Annotated in this window: 19 protein-coding genes; 9 read left to right on the top strand and 10 right to left on the bottom strand. The window is 33.0% G+C overall.

The annotated features are described in order from the left end of the window. The first annotated feature begins 8 nt into the window (after window positions 1–8). Together H593_RS0105120 and H593_RS0105115 are read left to right on the top strand one after the other, a co-directional pair. Window positions 9–890 (top strand): DUF547 domain-containing protein, encoded by an 882-nt coding sequence (locus H593_RS0105120; RefSeq protein WP_028871450.1) that lies wholly within the window; start codon window positions 9–11, stop codon window positions 888–890. A gap of 27 nt (window positions 891–917) precedes the next feature. Further along, window positions 918–1,607, top strand: a complete 690-nt coding sequence (locus H593_RS0105115) for a TIGR04283 family arsenosugar biosynthesis glycosyltransferase (RefSeq protein WP_028871449.1) — start codon at window positions 918–920, stop codon at window positions 1,605–1,607. Here the strand turns inward: H593_RS0105115 and H593_RS0105110 are convergent, their stop codons facing one another. Then, window positions 1,608–2,339 (bottom strand): metallophosphoesterase family protein, encoded by a 732-nt coding sequence (locus H593_RS0105110; protein ID WP_028871448.1) that lies wholly within the window; start codon window positions 2,337–2,339, stop codon window positions 1,608–1,610. 30 nt (window positions 2,340–2,369) lie between these two features. Beyond that, window positions 2,370–3,377: a glycoside hydrolase family 113 gene (locus tag H593_RS0105105; RefSeq protein ID WP_028871447.1), complete on the bottom strand. Its 1,008-nt coding sequence runs from the start codon at window positions 3,375–3,377 to the stop codon at window positions 2,370–2,372. 118 nt (window positions 3,378–3,495) lie between these two features. Between H593_RS0105105 and H593_RS0105100 the strand changes: the two genes are divergently transcribed. The 5 genes from H593_RS0105100 to H593_RS0105080 all read left to right on the top strand — a co-directional run bounded on the left by H593_RS0105100 (window position 3,496) and on the right by H593_RS0105080 (window position 10,224). Continuing rightward, entirely contained in the window at window positions 3,496–4,839 is a 1,344-nt protein-coding gene (locus H593_RS0105100; RefSeq protein ID WP_028871446.1) for an NAD(P)/FAD-dependent oxidoreductase, read from the top strand. A gap of 128 nt (window positions 4,840–4,967) precedes the next feature. Beyond that, entirely contained in the window at window positions 4,968–6,548 is a 1,581-nt protein-coding gene (locus H593_RS0105095) for a 4Fe-4S binding protein (protein WP_028871445.1), read from the top strand. Between the two features lie 90 nt (window positions 6,549–6,638). Then, window positions 6,639–7,337: a glycosyltransferase family 2 protein gene (locus tag H593_RS0105090; RefSeq protein WP_028871444.1), complete on the top strand. Its 699-nt coding sequence runs from the start codon at window positions 6,639–6,641 to the stop codon at window positions 7,335–7,337. Beyond that, window positions 7,334–8,824, top strand: coding sequence for a cellulose synthase family protein (locus H593_RS0105085; RefSeq protein WP_028871443.1), 1,491 nt, complete (start codon window positions 7,334–7,336; stop codon window positions 8,822–8,824). The genes H593_RS0105090 and H593_RS0105085 overlap by 4 nt, the downstream gene beginning before the upstream one ends. A gap of 131 nt (window positions 8,825–8,955) precedes the next feature. Then, complete coding sequence (locus H593_RS0105080; RefSeq protein WP_342663073.1) at window positions 8,956–10,224, top strand: MptA/MptB family glycosyltransferase; 1,269 nt, start codon at window positions 8,956–8,958, stop codon at window positions 10,222–10,224. 14 nt (window positions 10,225–10,238) lie between these two features. On the opposite strand, the gene H593_RS0105075 is transcribed toward H593_RS0105080, so the two are convergent. From H593_RS0105075 to H593_RS0105050, 6 genes are all read right to left on the bottom strand, one after another. Continuing rightward, window positions 10,239–10,580: a hypothetical protein gene (locus H593_RS0105075; RefSeq protein WP_028871441.1), complete on the bottom strand. Its 342-nt coding sequence runs from the start codon at window positions 10,578–10,580 to the stop codon at window positions 10,239–10,241. Window positions 10,581–10,785: 205 nt separating this feature from the next. Further along, a complete protein-coding gene (locus H593_RS0105070; RefSeq protein WP_028871440.1) occupies window positions 10,786–11,112 on the bottom strand; it encodes a hypothetical protein in 327 nt (108 codons plus the stop codon). A gap of 44 nt (window positions 11,113–11,156) precedes the next feature. Beyond that, on the bottom strand, window positions 11,157–12,686 hold the full coding sequence (locus H593_RS0105065) for a bifunctional GNAT family N-acetyltransferase/carbon-nitrogen hydrolase family protein (protein ID WP_028871439.1): 1,530 nt from the start codon (window positions 12,684–12,686) through the stop codon (window positions 11,157–11,159). Then, window positions 12,686–13,663, bottom strand: coding sequence for a deoxyhypusine synthase family protein (locus H593_RS0105060; protein ID WP_028871438.1), 978 nt, complete (start codon window positions 13,661–13,663; stop codon window positions 12,686–12,688). The genes H593_RS0105065 and H593_RS0105060 overlap by 1 nt, the downstream gene beginning before the upstream one ends. Further along, the gene (speB, locus tag H593_RS0105055; RefSeq protein WP_028871437.1) at window positions 13,653–14,594 is read right to left on the bottom strand and encodes an agmatinase; all 942 of its coding nucleotides are present in this window, start codon (window positions 14,592–14,594) and stop codon (window positions 13,653–13,655) included. Before speB ends, H593_RS0105060 begins: the two co-directional genes overlap by 11 nt. Next, the gene (locus H593_RS0105050; RefSeq protein ID WP_028871436.1) at window positions 14,587–15,984 is read right to left on the bottom strand and encodes a type III PLP-dependent enzyme domain-containing protein; all 1,398 of its coding nucleotides are present in this window, start codon (window positions 15,982–15,984) and stop codon (window positions 14,587–14,589) included. Before H593_RS0105050 ends, speB begins: the two co-directional genes overlap by 8 nt. Window positions 15,985–16,538: 554 nt before the next feature. Here H593_RS0105050 and H593_RS0105045 point away from each other — a divergent pair. Continuing rightward, window positions 16,539–16,964: a carboxypeptidase-like regulatory domain-containing protein gene (locus tag H593_RS0105045; protein ID WP_028871435.1), complete on the top strand. Its 426-nt coding sequence runs from the start codon at window positions 16,539–16,541 to the stop codon at window positions 16,962–16,964. Window positions 16,965–16,990: 26 nt separating this feature from the next. Then, window positions 16,991–17,992, top strand: a complete 1,002-nt coding sequence (locus tag H593_RS0105040; protein WP_245585012.1) for a transglutaminase domain-containing protein — start codon at window positions 16,991–16,993, stop codon at window positions 17,990–17,992. A gap of 16 nt (window positions 17,993–18,008) precedes the next feature. Here the strand turns inward: H593_RS0105040 and H593_RS19890 are convergent, their stop codons facing one another. After that, a complete protein-coding gene (locus tag H593_RS19890; protein ID WP_169338347.1) occupies window positions 18,009–20,306 on the bottom strand; it encodes a response regulator in 2,298 nt (765 codons plus the stop codon). A 140-nt stretch (window positions 20,307–20,446) separates the two neighbouring features. Next, entirely contained in the window at window positions 20,447–21,316 is an 870-nt protein-coding gene (locus tag H593_RS0105030; RefSeq protein WP_028871433.1) for a pseudouridine synthase, read from the bottom strand. Window positions 21,317–21,346: the final 30 nt, after the last annotated feature.

Genomic DNA, 21,346 nt, shown 5'->3' with positions numbered 1-21,346 from the left:
ACTAAAACATGAAGTATTCAAATTATTTTATCGCAATTGTGATTTCTGCTTTTTTATGTAGTTGTTTTTCTGCAAAAGGACTTCCTATAAAAGAAGTTAAAGACAAAACAATATTACAAACTGAAGTAGAAGAGGACATAGAAACTGAAGTTGAAGACAGCACGGAATCCATAGAAGGCGAAATGGAACTAGACGTTGAAATTCAAGATGATGTACAGACAGATTATGTGACTATTAATCCACTTTTAGATCATTCAACTTGGGATGCTTTATTAAAAAAATATGTTGCAGACAATGGTGATGTTGATTATAAAGGTTTTAAAAACGATATTCAAAAATTAAATACGTATGTCACTTATTTGGCTTCACAAATACCTGCTGAAAGTTGGAGTATAAATGAGCAGTTGGCTTATTTCATAAATGTTTACAATGCTAACACAATTAAACTTATCGCAGATAATTATCCTACAAAAAGGATAAAAGATATTAATAATCCTTGGATAAAAAACAGACTAAAGATAGGAGATAAAGATTATTCTTTAGCCGATATTGAAAATGGAATTCTTCGGAAAATGAATGAGCCAAGAATTCATTTTGCTATTAATTGTGCATCTTTTTCTTGTCCAAAATTATTGAATACTGCTTATACAGCAGACAATGTTCAAGACCTTATGGAACGAGCAACCATAGAATTTATTAATAATTCTAATAAAAATAAACTCACTACAAACGCTCCAAAAATTTCAGAAATCTTTAAATGGTATAAGAGTGATTTCACTGAGAACGGTTCTGTAATCGATTATATCAATAGATATGCAACTATTAAAATTTCAGCAGACACTAAAATTCACTATATTGATTATAACTGGAATTTAAATGAACAAAACTAGGTACCGTATTTTTGCGTAGATAAAAATATGATAAGCATTATTATTCCCATTTTAAACGAAGCTAAAACAATTGAAGATCTCCTTTTTCATGTTATAGACCATTCGTCGTTGGAGACTATTTCAGAGATCATAGTCGTTGATGGCCAAAGTATTGATGGATCACAAGAGATTATTAAACGTTTAGGTTTAAGGATTAAACTACTCTCATCTCCAAAAGGTAGAGCGAAGCAAATGAATCTTGGTGCAAAAGAAGCTTCTGGAGACATTCTTTACTTCTTGCATGCGGATTCTTTTCCGCCTTTACATTTTGATAAATTAATTATTTCCGAAGTAAAAAAAGGCAACAACGCTGGATGTTTTCGTTTAAAATTCGACAGCAATCATTGGTGGTTGCGATTAGCGGGTTGGCTTACACAATTTTCATGGAGAGCTTGTCGTGGTGGTGATCAGAGTCAGTTTATTACAAGAGCCCTTTTTGATGAGATTGGTGGTTTTGATGAGAATTTCACCATTTATGAGGATAACATATTAATTAACGAACTCTATGCTAGAAAGGAATTTGTGGTCATCAATAAAAAAATAGTAACCTCAGCAAGACTCTATCGTAAACTTGGCATTTGGAAACTACAATACCACTTTTGGATGATCTATGTGAAGAAATGGTTGGGAGCTAGTGCAGATGATTTGTGTACTTATTATAACAAGTATATTGGTTGATTATTGCTTATTACGTCCTAATTCATCTGGATACAAGGTATAAACGGTATCACTTTGAAACATTTCCTTAGTTTCTAAATCCATAGCAGATAATTTTCCTTTAAAAGCTGCTCCTGTATCCACATTCCAAACATTAATCGCATTCATAGGCTGGCTTTGTTTAAAATTGGTTGTTGGTGTATGACCAATGTAAATTTCATGGTAATGTTTGAGTCGGTTTGGATACAACTTAGACTGTTTGTCAATACGCTTATCCATGGTCAAGGCCATTTCCCAAAGCGTACGGTCAAAGTAGAAATTCTCTTTATGTATTTCTTTTTCCACGCCATACACTGAGGTAAATCCTGCATGAAGAAACAACCGGTTATCATTATCAATATGATAGAGTTGCATATCTTCAAAAAAATATAAATGTTGTTTCTTATCTGCTTCAGAAAACCCATCATAACTGTCGACAGTTTCTTTTCCTCCATGTGCTAGCCAAACTGAATCACCATCTCCTGTTCGCAACCAATCAGCACACCAAACATCGTGATTACCTTTAATAAAAACACAGTCACTAGTCTTGGATAACTCTATTAAATATTGAATTACTTGAGCAGATTCACTCCAGCCATCTACATAATCTCCAACAAAAATTAGTCTATCGTCTTTGGTCACCTTAGAAACTTCTATAAGTTGCGTGAGTGCTCTTAAACCACCGTGAATATCTCCAATAACTAATGTTCGCATAGTCTTTTTTCTATATACAAATGTAGGGTACTATTTAGATTTATAAAAGGATTGAATCACAAATTCAACAGGTTTATTTTGAGGTGTAAATTGATTGTCTTTGTCGCCTCCTACTTTGTCATGAGCATGAAACCATTTCCATATAAATCCACCTGCAAACCAGTCCTCATTCCAAAATTCTTCAAATAAAGCCTGTGTTGCGTTTGATTGTCCGTCAAAATTTAAGGACGTCATACTACGAGAGCTTACCCATGGTTCTTTTCCTGTAAAATCAACGCTTCGATAACCATATTCTGTGAATAAAACAGGCCTATCGTATTTTTCAGAAACCGATTTAATAACCGTTTTATGCGCTTGCCATCCAGCTTTACAATCTGCAACACTTGGTGTTTGATTATTGCTCACTGGGAAATAAGCATCAACTCCAATAAAATCTAATGCTCCCCAAAATGGCGTACGTTTAAACTCATCCCAATTGGCAGCATAGGTTAGTTTTCCTTTGTAAATAGTTTTGATTTTAGTGATTAAATCATGCCAGTAGTCTGGACGTGCCTTAACGAAATTTTCTAATTCTGTACCAATACACAAAATTTCGGCTTTGGTTTCTTGCGCTAACTCAGCATACTCCATAATAAAACTAGTATAAGAGTTTTCTAAATCTTTCCAATTCTCCTCATTGGTCATCGTAATGAGACCCGTAAACTCACCATTCCAAACCCAAATTTGAGGTTTAACCATTATTTTAATATTCTTTTTCCTCAACTCCTCAATATATTGCTTACCTCCTGATCTGGTTTCACCAAACCATTGTCTATCTGTATTATGAATAATTTCGGGATGATCTAGATTTTTCAAAAACCCAAAAGGCATAATCGCTGCATAATTAGCACCAACATTAACCACTGGATTTGTATGTCTATCTTCAATAGCTTCTCTAGCAGCAACAAAGCTAACTCCATTAATTTTTTCTGAAGGCGCTTTCGACATTGCGCAGCCATTGAGCAAAAACGAAACGCAGAAAACTAAAATTATTCTCATACCAAAGATTTAATTTATAAATTTAAACAAAATGCCACAGGTTTATTAAGGTTTTAATAAAACCTTCGACTGAACCGTCACAACAACCAATAGTTACCCGACTTCTCGGGCATTCAAAATGGAACACATCGTCATAATAGGAAACGGAATTTCTGGTGTCACCTTAGCAAGACACATTAGAAAACTTTCCGACAAGAAAATTACAATCATATCTGCAGAAACTGATTATTTCTTTTCAAGAACAGCAATCATGTATGTTTATATGGGCCATATGAAATTTGAGCACACACAACCTTATGAAAATTGGTTTTGGAAAAAGAATAGAATTGAACTTCTCAAAGCCTATGTTCAAGAGGTTGACACAGATAACAAAGTAGTACAATTTGCTGATGGTGGACATCTCAATTACGACAAACTCATCATCGCAACTGGAAGTAAACCCAATAAATTTGGATGGCCAGGACAAGATTTAGATGGTGTCATAGGAATGTATCACAAGCAGGATTTAGATCGTCTGGAAGTTTTGGCTCCAAATAACAAAGTTTGTAATCGTGCTGTCATTGTTGGTGGTGGTTTAATTGGCATTGAACTAGCAGAAATGCTGAATTCCAGAAAAATTCCTATTACTTTTTTAGTGCGAGAAGATAGTTTTTGGAATGGTGTATTACCCAAAGGGGAGAGCCAAATGATTAATAATCATATTAAAAATCACCATATAGATTTACGTTTATCTACTAATTTAAAAGAAATAAAAAGTGATGAGAATGGTCGTGTTACATCTGTTATCCTAGAAGAAACTGGAGAAGAACTCGCTTGTAATGTTGTTGGATTAACAGCAGGTGTAACGCCAAACATAGATTTCTTAAAATCTTCAAAAATAGAATTGGGACGTGGTGTAAAAGTGAATCGTTTTTTAGAAACCAATATTAAAGATGTGTTTGCTATTGGTGATTGTGCTGAGCAACATGAAGCCATTGGAAACCGCAGACCTATTGAAGCTGTTTGGTATACAGGACGAATGATGGGAGAGACTTTAGCTCAAACTATTTGTAGTAATCGTATAGAATACAAACCTGGACATTGGTTTAACTCCGCTAAATTTTTAGATATAGAATATCAAACTTATGGTTGGGTATTTGCAAAACCGAAAGATTATGAAACTCATTTTCATTGGAAACATCATAAAGAAGATATTTGCATTACGGCTGCTTTCCATAAAGACACTAATGAATTTTTAGGAATAAACACTTTCGGAATTAGAATGCGTCACGAAATTTTTGACAAGTGGCTCACTGAAAAACGAGATATGAATCATGTAATAAGTTATTTGAAAGACGCCAATTTTGATCCAGAATTTTATAAAGTTTATGAAAGCGACATTCTAAAACAATACAACACTACATTTAACACCAATCTTACATCACAAAAAAAGAGTTGGAAACGCATTTTTAGTAAGACCTAATTAAAACATTTTCAATTTTATCGAATTATACAAGCATATGAAACGAGCATGTTAAAAGCATTATCACCCAAGAGAATGATCAATTGCGAACAGCATGTGACAGTTAAAAAAACAATATATAAAAACACATGAAAGCAATTAAAAATATAGGATTGGTTATCTTCTTAATAGGACTAGCCTTTTTCACGGCTTTACCGGTTTTAGGCACCTTCAACTTAAACGAAGCTAATTTTAATACCATCATTAAAGAGCAAAAAATTGAAAGCGATGTTTTTATAAACGATATAAAATCAAATATCGTTGGTCGCGACTTTAATGGGATGCAGTCCTTATCTCCTAAAATCTCTAAAGCGTTAGACAATGCTAATGAGAACCACACGAAAAACAAGGAATGGGATAAAAAAATATATACCAAATCTAGTGCTATGGCTGCTTTTATTGGTAAGAAATCTGCTAACGGATTTATTGCTAATAATAAAGGATTGATGTGGTTATTAACCTTTGGCTTAGGAATCATAGGCGCACTAATGTTCATACTACCAAACGTCATTTTACTCGGCAAAAAAGGCATAAAAAACGATGGTATTTATCATCAAAGTGCTACAAATCGAGGTTGGATTGGCTGGATGGTTTTTATATTTTTAGTATCGTTTTATTTAGTCCTTTATTTTGCATCAGAATATGCGACCAATTGGACACTTTTGGTAGATCCAATTAGTGAGGCCTTAAGTGGAAATCCTGCTGGACATTGGTTTGTTTATGGCTTTATGTATTGCACAGTCATGACAGTAATGGCGGTAAGAATGTATATAAAATACCGTCATAATATCTATCAAGTCTTTAGAACTACATCGGTTTTATTCTTTCAAATTGTATTTGCTTTTATCATTCCTGAAATTATGGTAAGACTGCAAATGCCCTATTACGATTTCAAAAATGCCTTCCCTCTAGATTACGATTTCTTTTTTCAATGGAATTTAAAAGAGCTAACTAACACTGGTGGCATAGGAATTTTTATTCTAGTTTGGGGAATTGCCCTCACCTTAGTTGTTGTTCCTATAATGGTCTATTTCTTTGGTAAACGATGGTACTGTTCTTGGGTTTGTGGTTGTGGTGGCTTGGCAGAAACACTTGGTGACCCATACAGGCAGCACTCAGACAAATCATTATTTGCATGGAAAGTTGAACGTTATTTAGTCCACGGCGTTTTAGTCTTTGTTATCGTAATGACTGCTATGACTCTGTATAGTTTTTTTAGTGACACAGGTACTGTTTTAGGCATTAAAACATCAACCGTACAAAGCATTTACAGTTTAGTGATAGGCTCTATTTTTGCTGGAGTTATTGGCACAGGATTCTATCCTATTTTTGGAAATCGCGTTTGGTGTCGTTTTGGTTGTCCACTTGCTGCATATTTAGGGTTTGTACAACGTTTTAAATCAAAATTTAGAATTACAACCAATGGTGGACAATGTATTTCTTGCGGAAATTGTTCTACCTATTGCGAAATGGGAATTGATGTGAGAGCTTATGCCCAAAAAGGAGAAAACATAGTGCGTTCTAGTTGTGTTGGCTGTGGTGTTTGCAGTGCTGTTTGTCCGCGTGGTGTTTTAAAATTAGAGAATGGTCCTGAAGATGGACGAATTAATCCTACAGAAATACTTTTAGGTAATGATGTAGACTTAATGGACCTTGTTAATCAGAAATAAATAAGAGGTTTCAATTTTTCAGAAACCAGAAAATGCGATTGTATTTATCTAAATTTCAAAGTTGTAAATTTGCAATCCAAAAATCCTTAAATGCCCAAGATAAAAGTGATCATCCCAGCTTATAATGAAGCAGACTCTATCGGTTTTGTCATCAAGGATATTCCAGATATTGTTAATGAAATTATTGTCGTCAGTAACCACTCTAACGATGATACCGAAATCAATGCAAAAAACGCTGGAGCAACAGTTCTTATTGAAAATAATAGAGGTTATGGTTATGCCTGTTTAAAAGGCATGGATTATATCGCTAACTTAGAGAAAGCTGAGCGACCAGATATTATTGTCTTTCTAGATGGTGATTACAGTGATTACCCTGAGGAATTGACAAAAATAGTAGCTCCAATTCTAAACGAGAATATAGATTTTGTAATTGGATCACGAGTAAAAGAATTAAGAGAAAAAGGGTCGATGACTATTCCTCAAATCTTCGGAAATTGGCTAGCAACAACATTAATGTCTATTTTATTTAGAGCTAAGTTTACAGACTTAGGACCTTTTAGAGCTATCAAGTATAATAAGCTTCTAGAATTAAAAATGGAAGACAAAACTTATGGTTGGACGGTTGAGATGCAACTCAAGGCCTTACGTAAGAAATTTAACTATGTCGAAGTACCTGTAAACTACAGAAATAGAATAGGTGTCTCAAAAGTTTCAGGTACGGTAAAAGGTGCTATATTTGCAGGCGTAAAAATCTTAGGTTGGATTTTTAAATACAGTTTTAAACAATGATTCTTGAAACGACAATTATAGTCATTTATACTATTGCTATCCTACTCATCTTCATGTATGCGTTAGCGCAACTTAACTTGCTTTTTAATTATTTATCATCGAAAAAAGCTAACATAGATTGTGAAACATTTGACTTTTCTAATCCAGATGAAATCCCACTAGTCACTATTCAGCTCCCTGTATTTAATGAGATGTATGTAATGGAGCGTTTGTTAGATAATATTGCGCTTTTAGATTACCCAAAAGACAAATTAGAAATTCAAGTACTTGATGATTCTACAGATGAAACGGTAATCACAACCCGTGAGCACATAGAAAAACTTAAAAGTACAGGTTTAGATATTACACACATTACTAGAATAGATCGCAGTGGATTTAAAGCGGGCGCACTTAAAGAAGGTCTTAAAATTGCTAAAGGGGAGTACATTGCTATTTTTGATGCCGATTTTCTTCCGCAGAAAGATTGGTTAAAACGTACCATACTTTATTTTAAAGACCCTCAAATTGGGGTTGTACAAACACGTTGGGGTCATATCAATAGAAATTACTCTATACTAACAAAAATTCAAGCGTTTGCACTAGATGCACATTTTACTTTAGAGCAAGTAGGACGCAGTAGTAAAGGGCATTTTATTAATTTTAATGGTACTGCTGGAGTTTGGAGAAAAGAATGCATAATCGATGCTGGAAACTGGGAAGGTGACACCTTAACTGAAGATTTAGATTTAAGTTATAGAGCACAACTTAAAAACTGGAAATTCAAATATTTAGAAGATGTAGAAACGCCTGCCGAATTACCTGTGGTTATTAGTGCTGCGCGTTCACAACAATTTAGATGGAATAAAGGTGGTGCCGAAAACTTTAGAAAAATGTGTACTCGCGTTATCCTCTCAAATAATATATCTGCTAAAACGAAAGTACATGGTTTACTTCATTTATTGAACAGTACGATGTTTTTAAATGTATTTCTTGTCGCTGTTTTGAGTATCCCTATGTTATACATCAAAAATGAATATGAACATTTGAGATTCTACTTTTACTTTATGAGTTTCTTTGTAATGAGTACCGTTATTTTCTTTGTTTGCTATTGGTTTATGTATAAAGAAATTTATGGGAGCGGGTTCAAAAAATTCTTTAGTTACGTCGGTATGTTCTTTACTTTTTTCTCAATTGCTATGGGCTTTTCACTTCATAACTCAATTGCTGTCTTAGAAGGTCATGCTGGTAAGCGTAGTGAATTTGTGCGCACTCCAAAATTTAATATCAGTACACTCAAAGACTCTTGGAAAGGCAACAAATATTTAAAGAAAAAAATATCACCTCATGTCATTCTTGAAGGGATCCTAATGTTGTATTTTGCATTTGGCTTATATAGCGCATTTGTTGTTGGTGATCAAGGTGGTGACTTTGGGTTATTCCCTTTTCACTTGATGCTATTTATTGGGTTTGGTTATGTCTTTTTCAAATCTATAACATCTAAGTTTTGATACCCTTTTGGAAACTTAATAAGGTTTCTTTACTGCTCACTTTTGTTAGCTTTTTTCTCTATTGGCTTTTTGCTTATGACTTAGTTAGAACGGAGTCTATTAAACTTATTACATTATACTGTTCGGTTTTTTTGGTATTTCTTTTACTTCTGAAATACGCGAAAAACAACATCAAGCTTTTAACTGCAATTGCATTTTCATCTAGAGCTGTTTTTATTTTAGCAATTCCGAATTTATCGCAGGATTTCTACCGTTTTATTTGGGATGGACGGATGATTCTAGAAGGATTAAATCCTTATCTCTACACACCAGAGTCATTTATACAAGCTGGAAGCAGTTTTCCTGTTGCAGAAGCTAAAGCGCTTTATGCAGGTATGGGAGAACTCAACGGTAGTCATTACACCAATTATCCACCAATCAATCAGCTCTGCTTTTTGATTAGTGCTCTATTCTCCAGTCATAGTATTTTAGGTTCTACAATTATGCTTCGTTTACTTATTGTCGCAGCAGATTTTGGAACTTTTTTCTTCGGAAAACGCTTGCTAGAACAACTTAATATTCCTGTTAAGAATATTTTTTGGTATATTCTCAATCCTTTTATTATTATAGAATTGACCGGAAACCTTCATTTTGAAGGTGTCATGATTTTCTTTCTGATATGGAGTTTATATCTCTTACATACAGGTCGATGGAAATTAGCAGCTGTTGCTTTTGGGTTATCCATTTCTGTGAAATTGATACCACTTTTGTTTTTACCTTTGATGTTTAAATGGTTCTTTTCGACAAGCTCAACGACCAAGAATGGACTATCAAGACTAATTGGTTTCTATAGTATTATAGGCATCACTATAATCTTATTATTCACTCCTTTTTTCTCTTTAGAATTTGTAAACAACTATTCCCAAACCGTTGCACTATGGTTCACTAATTTTGAATTTAATGCGAGCATTTATTACTTAGCTCGTAAAATTGGGTACTGGTATACAGGATATAATGAAATTGCCGTGATTGGGAAAATCTTACCAATTTTGGTGTTTTTATGTATTATAGGTTTGGCCCTTTTCCGAAGAAAAATTGATACTAAAATACTTTTTGTAAATATGCTTTTTGCATTCTCTTTCTATCTGTTTTTAAGCACCACAGTTCACCCTTGGTACATTGCAACACTTTTAATTTTGAGTGTATTTACTAATTATAAATTTCCCTTAGTTTGGAGTTTCGTTATTATTTTAAGTTACTTTGCTTATAGACATCTCAATAAAGCAGATAAGTCTGAAAATCTCTGGATTATTACTTTAGAATACCTGATTGTTTACGTTGTATTTATTTGGGAAGTATTCTTTTCTAGTCGATTTCAAAAGAACAAAAAAGCCAACTCAATTGAGTTGGCTAAATCATAAATAGTATTATAAAATTATAGTTTTTTTAAGGCTGTGATGGTATAAACCTCTACGTCATCTTCATAACCATCTTCGTCTTCTGATTTTTCTGTTTTTGAAGTGTATGACACTGTAAATTTAGAACCTACTAATTTATCTGTATTCAAATTAAATGATTTCAAAAGTACTTCATCAATGTTTTGAAATGTCATTGTAAACTCTTCTCCATCTTGATCCATACCGATGAAATTATATCCATAATCTTCATTACCGTCATAAACACCTTCAAAAATTTGTGTATCCTGTACAGTAGTCATAGAAGTTAAAGTAAAAAGGCAAATAAAAAAACTAGCAATTGTAAATGATTTTGTTTTCATCTTAAAATAATTAAAACGTTGAAATTGAGTTTTTTCTTCGGAAAATTGCCACTACAAGTCCGAGAGTGCTTTTAGTAATTTCATCTTATGAATTACGCGTGGAATATTATATATACGTATTATGCAGTTGCTTATATCAAATTGGTTTTTAAACAAACATTTTAAATTATATTATGAAAGGTAGAATCAAAAATAATCTTAAAAATTAATCATCAAAATCTTCTTCCTCGGCTGCTTCCATATCTGGATCTTGTACTGCCTCTGAATCATCCTCTTCAAAATCTTCATAATCCTCAACGTCATAATTTTCCATTGTGAGTTCCAGTTTTGTACTCACTTTGACAAGATATTTTGTGTCTTCTGTTAAGACTTCCACAGCCTCCACAAGTTCATTCTTAGCATTCTTAAATGATATGATATTATCATCGTCATATCCGTGAGGATACTTTTGCACTAATAATGCTAGAATTTCTGGGGTTAATTTTTTAAAATCAACGATAACTCGTTTTAAGTTTGCGTCTTTGTTTTTCATTTTTTAGTTTAATAGTTGGAGCTAATTTATGTTAAATATACTACTTATTCTTTAACTCTTATAACGTCATAAACATCTTTTCTTCTATCTTTTAAATTTTTAACTGCACCAAAAGAGTGTAATTCTCTTAACAAACTCAAATCAACATCTGCAACTAATATCATTTCTGTATTTGTAGTCGCTTCTGCCTTTATACCATTACTTGGAAACGAAAAATCACAAGGTGTAAATACAGCCGACTGCGCATATTGAATATCCATATTATTCACATTAGGCAGATTACCTACACTACCAGCAATAGCAACGTAACATTCATTTTCAATCGCTCTAGCTTGCGCGCATAAACGCACTCGCGAATATCCATTTTGAGTATCTGTTAAAAACGGAACAAATAATATGTCCATACCTTCATCTGCTAATAACCTTGATAATTCTGGAAATTCTGAATCATAACAAATCAAAATTCCTATTTTGCCTGCATCTGTTTCAAAGGTTTGCAATTTATGACCTCTTTGCATTCCCCAAATTTTAGCTTCATCTGGAGTCACATGAATTTTCTCATAACGCTCTAAACTGCCATCTCTACGACACAAATAACCTACATTAAACAACTTATCTTCGATAAGCTCTGGCATACTACCTGTTATGATATTTATATTATATGAGATAGATAATTGTTGCATTTTTTCAACGATCACCTTTGTATATTTTGCTAATTCTCTAATCGCGTCTGGCTCATGCATGTGATTGTACTTCGCCATTAATGGAGCATTAAAAAACTCTGGAAACAACGCAAAATCTGATCTATATGCCGCTACACTATCTACGAAATACTCAACTTGCTGCATGAGTTCTTCTAGGCTATTGTAGGTGCGCATTTGCCATTGAATTAAACCTAATCGAACAACCGTTTTTACTGAACTTGCCTTTTTGCTTTTTTTGGTATAATAAATATTATCCCACTCCATTAAAACTGCATATTCATTGGATGCAGTATCACCTTCTAAGTAGCCTTTTAAAACTCGAACTGGATGAAAATCGTTAGATATTTGAAAATTTAAAACGGGATCATGAATTTCCTTATGTTTTACTTTTTCGATATATTCTTTTGGTGTCAATTCTTTATGATTGTGATAATTTGGCATTCTACCACCAAAAACGATTCCTTTTAGGTTTAAGTTTTCACAAATCTCTTTTCTATAATCATAGAGACGTCTTCCTAAGCGTAATCCTCTGTACTCAGGTTTTATAAAAACATCTATTCCATAGAGAACGTCACCTTCACTATCGTGATTTTTAAATGAGTCACCTCTAATAATATCTGCATAGGTGTGGTTATCATCAATTTTATCATAATCAACAATAAGTGATAATGCACAACCTGCAATGTTGCCATCAATTTTAATCACCACTTGACCTTTAGGAAAAATATTAGTCAAGCGTTCAATATGATGTTTTTTCCAATAAGAATTTAGAACACCACCATAAGACTCTAAAGTTGCCGATTTTAATTCTTCAAAATCATCAACCGTTAAGTATTTTAATTCTATATTTTCAATTTTATGTTCTTCCATTATAAATCTAAGAGATAAGCAAAAATTAATGGTGCTACAATAGTCGCATCACTTTCAATTATAAATTTCGGGGTATCGATACCTAATTTTCCCCAAGTGATTTTTTCATTTGGCACAGCTCCAGAATAGGATCCATAACTTGTTGTAGAATCACTTATCTGACAGAAATAACTCCAAAATGGTGTCTCTGGACGCTCCATATCTTGATATAACATTGGTACAACACAAATAGGAAAGTCACCAGCAATACCGCCTCCAATTTGGAAAAAACCAATTCCTTTTTTTGAATTACCTGTGTACCAATCTGCTAAAAAAGTCATGTACTCGATTCCAGACTTCATAGTGCTAGCTTTCAATTCTCCTTTAAGAACGTAGCTTGCAAAAATATTACCCATAGTACTATCTTCCCAACCTGGGCAAACAATAGGTAAGTTTTTTTCTGCAGCTGCATACATCCATGAATCTTTTAAATCAATTTCATAGTGCTCTTCTAATACACCTGAAAGCAAAAGTTTATACATGTATTCGTGCGGAAGGTATCGTTCGCCTTTAGCTTCGGCATCCATCCAAATCTTAACAATGTGCTTTTGAATTCTACGGAAAGCTTCTTCCTCTGGAATACAGGTATCTGTCACCCGATTTAAGCCTTTCTCCAACAAATCCCATTCGTCTTGAGGCGTCAAATCACGATAATTTGGAACACGTTTATAATGTGAATGTGCGACTAAATTCATGATGTCTTCTTCCAAGTTTGCACCTGTACAAGAAATAATATGAACTTTATCTTGACGAATCATTTCTGCGAAAATCTTACCTAATTCTGCAGTACTCATAGCACCAGCAAGCGATACTAGCATTTTTGCACCAGAATTTAATTGAGCTTCATACCCCTTTGCTGCATCAACCAAAGCTGCTGAATTAAAGTGTAGATAATACTTTTCTATAAATTGTGAAATTGGTCCTTTATTAGTTGTCATCGTTATCGTTAAATTTAGAAACCTTATTAGAGTTCCCTTTAGATTCGTTAATATTATTATCGAAATCGGCGTCCGTGTTTTCGTTTAAGAATTTATAAGTTAGCATTTTATAATACAACTTTGCTGCTAGAAAATCTGAAGATTTTTCTTTTGGGTTTGGACACAATTCAACAATATCAAAACCTACTACATTCTTTTCTTCAAATACTTGACGCAAAAACTCAATAGTCTCATACCAAAGTAATCCTCCAGGCTCTGGAGTACCTGTTGATGGCATAATTGAGGGATCAAAAGCATCTAAATCAAACGTAATATAGACATTATCTGTCATTTGTTCTATTGCAGAATCCATCCAAGAATCATCTTCTGCCATCTCATGAGCAAAATATGTTTTCTCCTTATCCATTACCGTCGTTTCCATAACATCCATACTACGAATCCCAACTTGAATTAAATTTGTAGTTTGGCTAGCTTCATAAACAGCACAAGCGTGATTACACTTACTACCTTCATATTGCTGGCGTAAATCTGCATGTGCGTCAATTTGCAAAACGGTTAGACCATCAAAACACTCATTAAATGCTCTAATCGTTCCAATTGAAATAGAATGTTCTCCACCAAAAGTCGTTACAAATTTATTACGCTTGATATATTTTTTAGTGATTTGATGTACCTCATCCACCATTTTTTCCGGCGAAGTATTTTCAGTAATAGCATCTGCCAGAAATACACCTTGTTTATACACTTCTGTTTCAGTCTCGATATCATAAAGCTCCATGTTTTCCGAAGCATTTAAAAAAGCCTCTGGGCCTTTGTCTGCTCCTTTTTGCCATGTACTTGTGCCATCATAAGGCACGGGAATTAAGACAATCTTAGAACTATCTAGTTTAGCATAATGCTCTTCGATTCCTGCGTAAGTTTTATTATTCATTATAACCTAAAATTTTAAGTAAGTCTTCACTTTTTTGTTGTTCACTAAATAGTTTTGTGGTGATGTTTCCGTCATCATCCTTTTGTATTAAAATATGCTTTGGCGAAGGGACTAAACAATGTTGTAAACCTCCAAATCCACCAATAGTTTCTTGATAAGCTCCTGTATTAAAAAACCCAATATAGAGTGGTTTCTCTTTATTGTACTTAGGAAGATAAATAGCATTCATATGCTGTTCACTATTGTAGTAGTCATCACTATCACAAGTTAAACCTCCTAAAAGCACACGCTCATAACTCTCATGCCAACGATTAATTGGCAGCATAATAAAGCGTTTATTAATGGCCCAAGTATCTGGCAATGTTGTAATAAAAGAGGAGTTAATCATATTCCATTTTTCGCGATCATTTTGTTGTTTTTGATATAAAATTTCATAAATCGCTCCTCCACTTTCTCCTACTGTAAAACTACCAAACTCAGTAAAAATATTTGGTACCTCGACCTCTTCCTCTTCACAAACTGTTTTGATTTGATTGACGATCTCGTCAACCATATACGCATAATCAAAATCGTAAACCAATGAGTTTTTTATAGGAAAACCACCTCCAATATTTAAACTATCTAACGATGGACAAATCTTTTTAAGACTTGTATAAACTTTTAAGCATTTTGTAAGTTCATTCCAATAGTACGCATTATCACGAATGCCTGTATTGATAAAAAAGTGAAGCATTTTAAGTTTGACTTTTTTATTATTCTGTATTTGGTTTCTATAAAAAGGAACGATATTCTTATAGCCAATACCTAACCTTGAAGTATAAAACTCAAATTTCGGGTCTTCTTCTGAGGCTATTCTAATTCCCACATTGAACTTTCCTTTTATTTCTTCGGAAAGCAAATCTATCTCCTCGTAATTATCAATGATAGGAATCGAGTTCTTATGACCATTATTAATTAATCTAGCAATATTAGTGACATACTGAGCACGCTTAAATCCATTACTTATAATAAAGGTATTATCTGTGATCTTACCTTCGGCCTTTAAACGTTCTACAATATCAATATCAAAAGCGGAAGAAGTTTCAATATGAATATCATTTGACAAAGCTTCATCAAGCACGTGCTTAAAGTGAGAGCTTTTTGTGCAATAACAATAGTTATATTTTCCTTTATAGTCATTCTTCTCTATAGCATCTGCGAACCATTTTTTGGCGCGATTGATATTATTAGAAATTTGAGGCAAATATGTAAACTTCAAAGGTGTTCCATATTGCTCGACCAATTCCATAAGGTTAATATCATGAAACTCTAAAGTTTTATTTTTAAGTTTAAACTCTTCCTGAGGAAAATCAAAAGTTTGATTTACCAAGTCAATATACTTTGTATTCATTTTTATTTTTAAAAAAAAGTTATCTATAAATTATGAAGGTCAACACCAGACTAAGTCAACAAAAACTTAATAAAATATTAATGACGTATCGTCATTTTGGCATCAAAAAAACTTAATAAAAAATAATGCTCATACCTGCAGTTGAGGATGAGTCGTAGGAATAAAACCAAACAGATGTTGGCTCATGACGATAAAGTAAGCGGAAGTTAGCTCTAAAATTTGGTTACTTAATCTATAAGCTGCTTTTGAATATGACTTCCTAATTTTCAAAAACCCAAACGTATAAACATTGTTCAATTTGTTCAGCTATGTGCTTGGCTTATTAGACTTTAATTACTCTAAAAGCGATGCAAATTTAATTTATTTTTTGATATGTTTTACATTCTACTTTTTTTTTTAAATTTTTTTTAAGTCTATTAATTATTTAATCTTTAATTTTATGGTAGACTCATTTAAAAGCGGTTTTCACTAAGTCAAACGTCTTGTTAACTCAATCTAGTTAGTAAATCGTTTTAAGCGTGCGTAAATTTGATGCAAACAAAACATATATAATTATGAAAGCACTAACAATTAAGAACATTGCACAAGCCTTAAGTTTTATGACTATAGCAATATTTGCTACACTTATATCCAATCCTGTGTATGCACAATCGCAAAATGTTGCTACCGCTATTAATGTCGACCAACAATTAACCATTAAAGGAAAAGTAAGTGATGATAAGGGACCATTACTAGGGGTCAACATTGTTCTTAAAGGCAGTAAAATTGGTGTTATTACAGATGAAAACGGAGAATTCACATTTCCGAAGTCATTAAGCTCTGGCGATATTTTAGTATTTAGCTACTTGGGATTTGAAAAACAAAATATTATAATTGATGCTAAAACAACGTATATCAATTTATTAATGTCATCTGACCTTGTTGAAATGATGGGTGCGCCAAATGCTGACAAACCCTATAAATCGAAGCGTTCAAATTAAGGTTTAATTATACGTATTATATGCATATGAGATATCTATTGCTCTTCATCGTTGCATTTCAATCTCATGCTCAAATATCTGACTTTGATCATATTGATTTTTCAAAAGCAGATCAAGCAGCATTGTCATGCAAAAATGAAGGGCTTAATAATATGCCTATGCTCGTTTACAACCTCACATCACACTTAGATACGGATGCTGAGCGTTTTAGAGCCATTTATATGTGGGTTTGTCACAATATTGCAAATGATTACACTCTTTATCTAAGAAACAAACGCAAAAGAAACAAGTATCAAAATGATAGTATCAAGCTCAAAACTTGGAATGACCGCTTTAAAAAAGAGGTCTTTCGTAAGCTTTTAAAACAGGAAAGAACCCTTTGCACAGGCTATGCCTACATTGTGCAAGAGCTCTCTAAATTAGCTAATTTAAATTGTGAGATTGTTCATGGTTATGGTAGAACTAGCATGACAGATATTGACGAACTTGATCCTCCTAACCATTCCTGGAATGCTGTGAAATTGGATAAAAAGTGGTATCTGTGTGACCCAACATGGGCAAGTGGTATACCTGACCCTAAAACCAATATTTTTAAATTTGAATATAATGATGGGTACTTTCTATCTAATACTAATTTATTTATCATTAATCACTTTCCTCAAGACGAAAAATGGACTCTTATGGAGAACGAAGCCTACTTATTTAATGATTTCCTAGCAGCACCTATTCTCTATGGTAAGGCATACACAAACCTAACCGAACACAATACTCCAAAGCAGATGCATCAATCATTGCATAAAAATGAGATAGTAAGATTTATATATCAACTTAAAAAAATCATTGATATAGAAAGTGTTCATTTTTTAATTGACGATGGATTTACTAATAAAAAGGTAAAGCCCAACTCTATTACTATAGACAACCAATCACTTCAATTAGAATATCAATTTAACTCCAATGGATTTTATGATGTACATCTCTATATTAGTGACGATTTGATTTCTACTTATACATTTAGCGTTAAATAGCAATCACATTAATTGATTAAGCTAATTTTCTTAATTCGTCTTTGACTTGCGGTGATAGATTAGCAATAATCGTCTTTTTAAAAAGGTCTATATCGTAAGGCTTCAAAATTATATCATTCATTCCACAATCAAAAATTTGATACTTCTGTTCCTCTATTTCAACTGCAGTTAGCGCAATTATGGGTATGAGTTTATTAAACGTTCTAATCTCTTTTGTAGCCTCAATACCATTTTTTACTGGCATATTAATATCCATTAGAATCAAGTCATATGAAAATTGTTTTGCTAGAATAATAGCTTCTTCTCCATTTTGCGCTATTTGACAAATAACATCTGCTTGTTCGAGAATTCTTTTTGTAACAGTTTGATTAATACGATTATCCTCAACGATAAGAATACGTTTACTTATTAATTGTTTGAAATCTAAAATTGGTATAGGTTTCTTTTCAGATTCAGATGCTACTTTGATTTCTAAATTAAATTGAAATGTAGTACCCTTTCCAATTTTACTCGTGACAAAAATGGAACCTTTACCTTGCCCCACTAATTTTTTTACAATTGACAACCCTAAGCCTGTTCCCTGATACATTCTTGAGCTTGATTCTGATTCAATTTGAGTGAATTCATTAAAGATTTCTTTGAGTCTATGCTGCTCAATTCCTGGACCTGTATCTTTAATAATAAATTGAAGCTTTACTTTATCACCTGTGTTTGCAATAGCTTTTATGTCTAAACTAATCACTCCCTTTTCAGTAAACTTACAAGCATTACCAATTAAATTCATAAAAATTTGAGACAACCTAACTGAGTTACCTTTAAGTAATAAAGGGACATCTTTACTAATAGCAATCTCTATTTTATTTTCATGCTGTAGCCTTATATACTCAAAGGAGGATATAATCGTAGAAGAGAGATCCTCTATATTAAAAGTAACTTCCTCATCTGTAAAACTATGGTTATCAATTTTATTAATGTGCAATAAGTCATTTACAAGCGCTAAAAGATAATTAGCCGAAAATTTTAATGATTTTAAATCGTTTTCATGTTTTTTTAAATCTTTGTTTTCTAGTAGTATTGAACTGAGACCAATAACACCATATAATGGTGTTCTCAACTCATGACTTACTGTCGCGAAAAACTTGGCTTTTGCCTTTATGAGTTCGTCACTTTGCATTTTGGCTTCTAAATACAGAGCGTTTTTGTCCTCTAAATGTTTTATTAAAACCTTACGCTTTATATTTGACTTATAAGTCTGTACAAATATTATAGAGATAAATATAAGGACACCCAATACAACAAAAAGCACGAAACCCCTATCCTCAGCCTGATGCTCTAATCGTTCTTTTTCGAGCTCTTTAGATTTTATTTGCTCTTTATAACGAGCTACACTAATACTTGATTTTACTGCATCAATTGTTTGATTGTCGTCATCTTTCGACTTCTTATCCGTATAAAATTTAAGCTTTTTGCTAACTTCATAAAGTGTTTTATAATCTTCTTTAAGTTCTAAAGCTTTTATATAGCCTTGATACCCCTCAATAATACCATCCATTGCCTCTTTTCTTTCAGCAATTTTAATATTCTCTTTAAACCTTTCAATTGCCTTTTCTGGCTGATTTAAAAGAACATACAACATACCTTCGTTTCTAAGTTGTCCTGATTTATAGAAAGGGTTATCCAGATACTCCAAATATCTAGCTGATTCACCAGTGTGATATTGACTATTTTCTATATCTTTATTTTCAATAAAAATTCTAGATACGTTATGGTGCATTATAAACATCCTAGTGGTATCATTCAAACGTTTTGCAATTTCTAAACCATCAATATAAGTGGCTATTGCTTTATGCTTATAACCACCTGTGTAGTAATAAGCGTTTGCCAAATTCCCCTTACTAGCCAATATAATCGTGCTGTCATTGGAAGCTTCAGCATCTTTTAAAGATTTCAGAAACATCGCTTTTGCATTAGCGGTATCCTTAATACGCAGCATGATGTTACCTAGTATACTCCTGGTCTCATGTAGATAAGATTTGTCACTAATTTTATTTGCCAATAATAAAGCATCCTCGGCGTAAACTAAAGGTGATGCAAAATTGAATTTGTAGTGTTCTTTTTTCATCCAAATCAATGCTAAATCGATATGCGCTATCATCTCAACCTGAGTAGAATCTTTAGATATTTTTGGAAGTTGTTTTGAAATTTCAAAATTAGATATATCAGTTATGGTATCGTCTGTATATTCTGACTGTGCATGCACTGATATAAACACAAAGAAATAGAGAAGACAAACAATCTGAGTTGAAATTTTCATAGTAGGCCATGCAAGTTCAAGGCCTAATATATAAAAATACATCTACAAATGACACAAAAAATCTGTTTATCAGGGGTTTTATGACAGTAAAGTTGTTTATAATTAAGGTATGCTATTGATAAATAAGATCTTAACTATTATTACAACATCTGCAAGGTATTGATCTCTTGCGTTGTTAAATGTTTCCAGTGACCACGAGGTAAATCTTTTTTGGTCAAGTGACCTATTTGTACACAATCGACACGTACGATTTCATATTTTAGATAATCAAAAATAGTATGTAAAATAGAGTTCCCTGTGTTTTTAATTTTAAGCCCTATTTGAGTTTTAGGAGCTCCATCGATATAACTAATTTCTTCTACTGCTACAAGTTTACCCATTGGCTTAATCCCTTCTTGAATTTTCTTAAAATCCTCATGTTTCAAATCTTTATCCAATTCAATTTGAAATAATCGAGATACACCAGTTTTAGAATTAGTGAATTTTTTTACAATCAAATCATCATTAGTAAACAACAATAATCCAGTTGAACCTCTACCTAATCTTCCTATTGGTTTTATACGAGCAGTTGTTGAATTAGCTACAAGATCCATTACTGTTTTACCTTTACTATCACTTGTTGTTGTGGCAAAACCTTTAGGTTTATTTAACAGTACATATGTTTTTTTCTCGGGGTTTATACGAGCTCCATCAAAACGAACATCGTCCTCAAATTTCACTTTATAGCCCATTTCATTTATAATCTTACCGTTTACAGTAACACTACCAACAGCAATATGCATATCTGCGTCTCTACGAGAACAAACACCAGAATTTGCAATGTATTTATTTAATCTAATTTCATCAGGATTAGAAGGTCTTTTTGATGCCGAAGGTGTAGCTGCCTTTTTCTTAATAGGAGCCTCTTCACGAGCAAAACTTTTCCCTTTTGCATCACTACGCCCTTTACTTGATTTTTTATTAGTAGGCTTATTACTTCCTTTTCCCGACTTTCCTTGCTGTTTGCTCATGATATGTAAATTTTCCGCAAAGGTAGCATA

The sequence above is a fragment of the Psychroserpens burtonensis DSM 12212 genome, from assembly GCF_000425305.1.
Classification (GTDB): domain Bacteria; phylum Bacteroidota; class Bacteroidia; order Flavobacteriales; family Flavobacteriaceae; genus Psychroserpens; species Psychroserpens burtonensis.
This window is presented reverse-complemented; position numbering and strand designations above follow the sequence as displayed.

Excerpts from the sequence above, each read along its gene's own strand:
- H593_RS0105100 (WP_028871446.1), top strand. The coding sequence starts at position 3,496 with ATGGAACACATCGTCATAATAGGAAACGGAATTTCTGGTGTCACCTTA.
- H593_RS0105060 (WP_028871438.1), bottom strand. The coding sequence starts at position 13,663 with ATGACAACTAATAAAGGACCAATTTCACAATTTATAGAAAAGTATTAT.
- H593_RS0105095 (WP_028871445.1), top strand. The coding sequence starts at position 4,968 with ATGAAAGCAATTAAAAATATAGGATTGGTTATCTTCTTAATAGGACTA.
- H593_RS0105115 (WP_028871449.1), top strand. The coding sequence starts at position 918 with ATGATAAGCATTATTATTCCCATTTTAAACGAAGCTAAAACAATTGAA.
- speB (WP_028871437.1), bottom strand. The coding sequence starts at position 14,594 with ATGAATAATAAAACTTACGCAGGAATCGAAGAGCATTATGCTAAACTA.
- H593_RS0105050 (WP_028871436.1), bottom strand. The coding sequence starts at position 15,984 with ATGAATACAAAGTATATTGACTTGGTAAATCAAACTTTTGATTTTCCT.
- H593_RS0105105 (WP_028871447.1), bottom strand. The coding sequence starts at position 3,377 with ATGAGAATAATTTTAGTTTTCTGCGTTTCGTTTTTGCTCAATGGCTGC.
- H593_RS0105085 (WP_028871443.1), top strand. The coding sequence starts at position 7,334 with ATGATTCTTGAAACGACAATTATAGTCATTTATACTATTGCTATCCTA.
- H593_RS0105065 (WP_028871439.1), bottom strand. The coding sequence starts at position 12,686 with ATGGAAGAACATAAAATTGAAAATATAGAATTAAAATACTTAACGGTT.
- H593_RS0105090 (WP_028871444.1), top strand. The coding sequence starts at position 6,639 with ATGCCCAAGATAAAAGTGATCATCCCAGCTTATAATGAAGCAGACTCT.
- H593_RS0105040 (WP_245585012.1), top strand. The coding sequence starts at position 16,991 with ATGAGATATCTATTGCTCTTCATCGTTGCATTTCAATCTCATGCTCAA.
- H593_RS0105030 (WP_028871433.1), bottom strand. The coding sequence starts at position 21,316 with ATGAGCAAACAGCAAGGAAAGTCGGGAAAAGGAAGTAATAAGCCTACT.
- H593_RS0105110 (WP_028871448.1), bottom strand. The coding sequence starts at position 2,339 with ATGCGAACATTAGTTATTGGAGATATTCACGGTGGTTTAAGAGCACTC.
- H593_RS0105045 (WP_028871435.1), top strand. The coding sequence starts at position 16,539 with ATGAAAGCACTAACAATTAAGAACATTGCACAAGCCTTAAGTTTTATG.
- H593_RS19890 (WP_169338347.1), bottom strand. The coding sequence starts at position 20,306 with ATGAAAATTTCAACTCAGATTGTTTGTCTTCTCTATTTCTTTGTGTTT.
- H593_RS0105070 (WP_028871440.1), bottom strand. The coding sequence starts at position 11,112 with ATGAAAAACAAAGACGCAAACTTAAAACGAGTTATCGTTGATTTTAAA.
- H593_RS0105120 (WP_028871450.1), top strand. The coding sequence starts at position 9 with ATGAAGTATTCAAATTATTTTATCGCAATTGTGATTTCTGCTTTTTTA.
- H593_RS0105075 (WP_028871441.1), bottom strand. The coding sequence starts at position 10,580 with ATGAAAACAAAATCATTTACAATTGCTAGTTTTTTTATTTGCCTTTTT.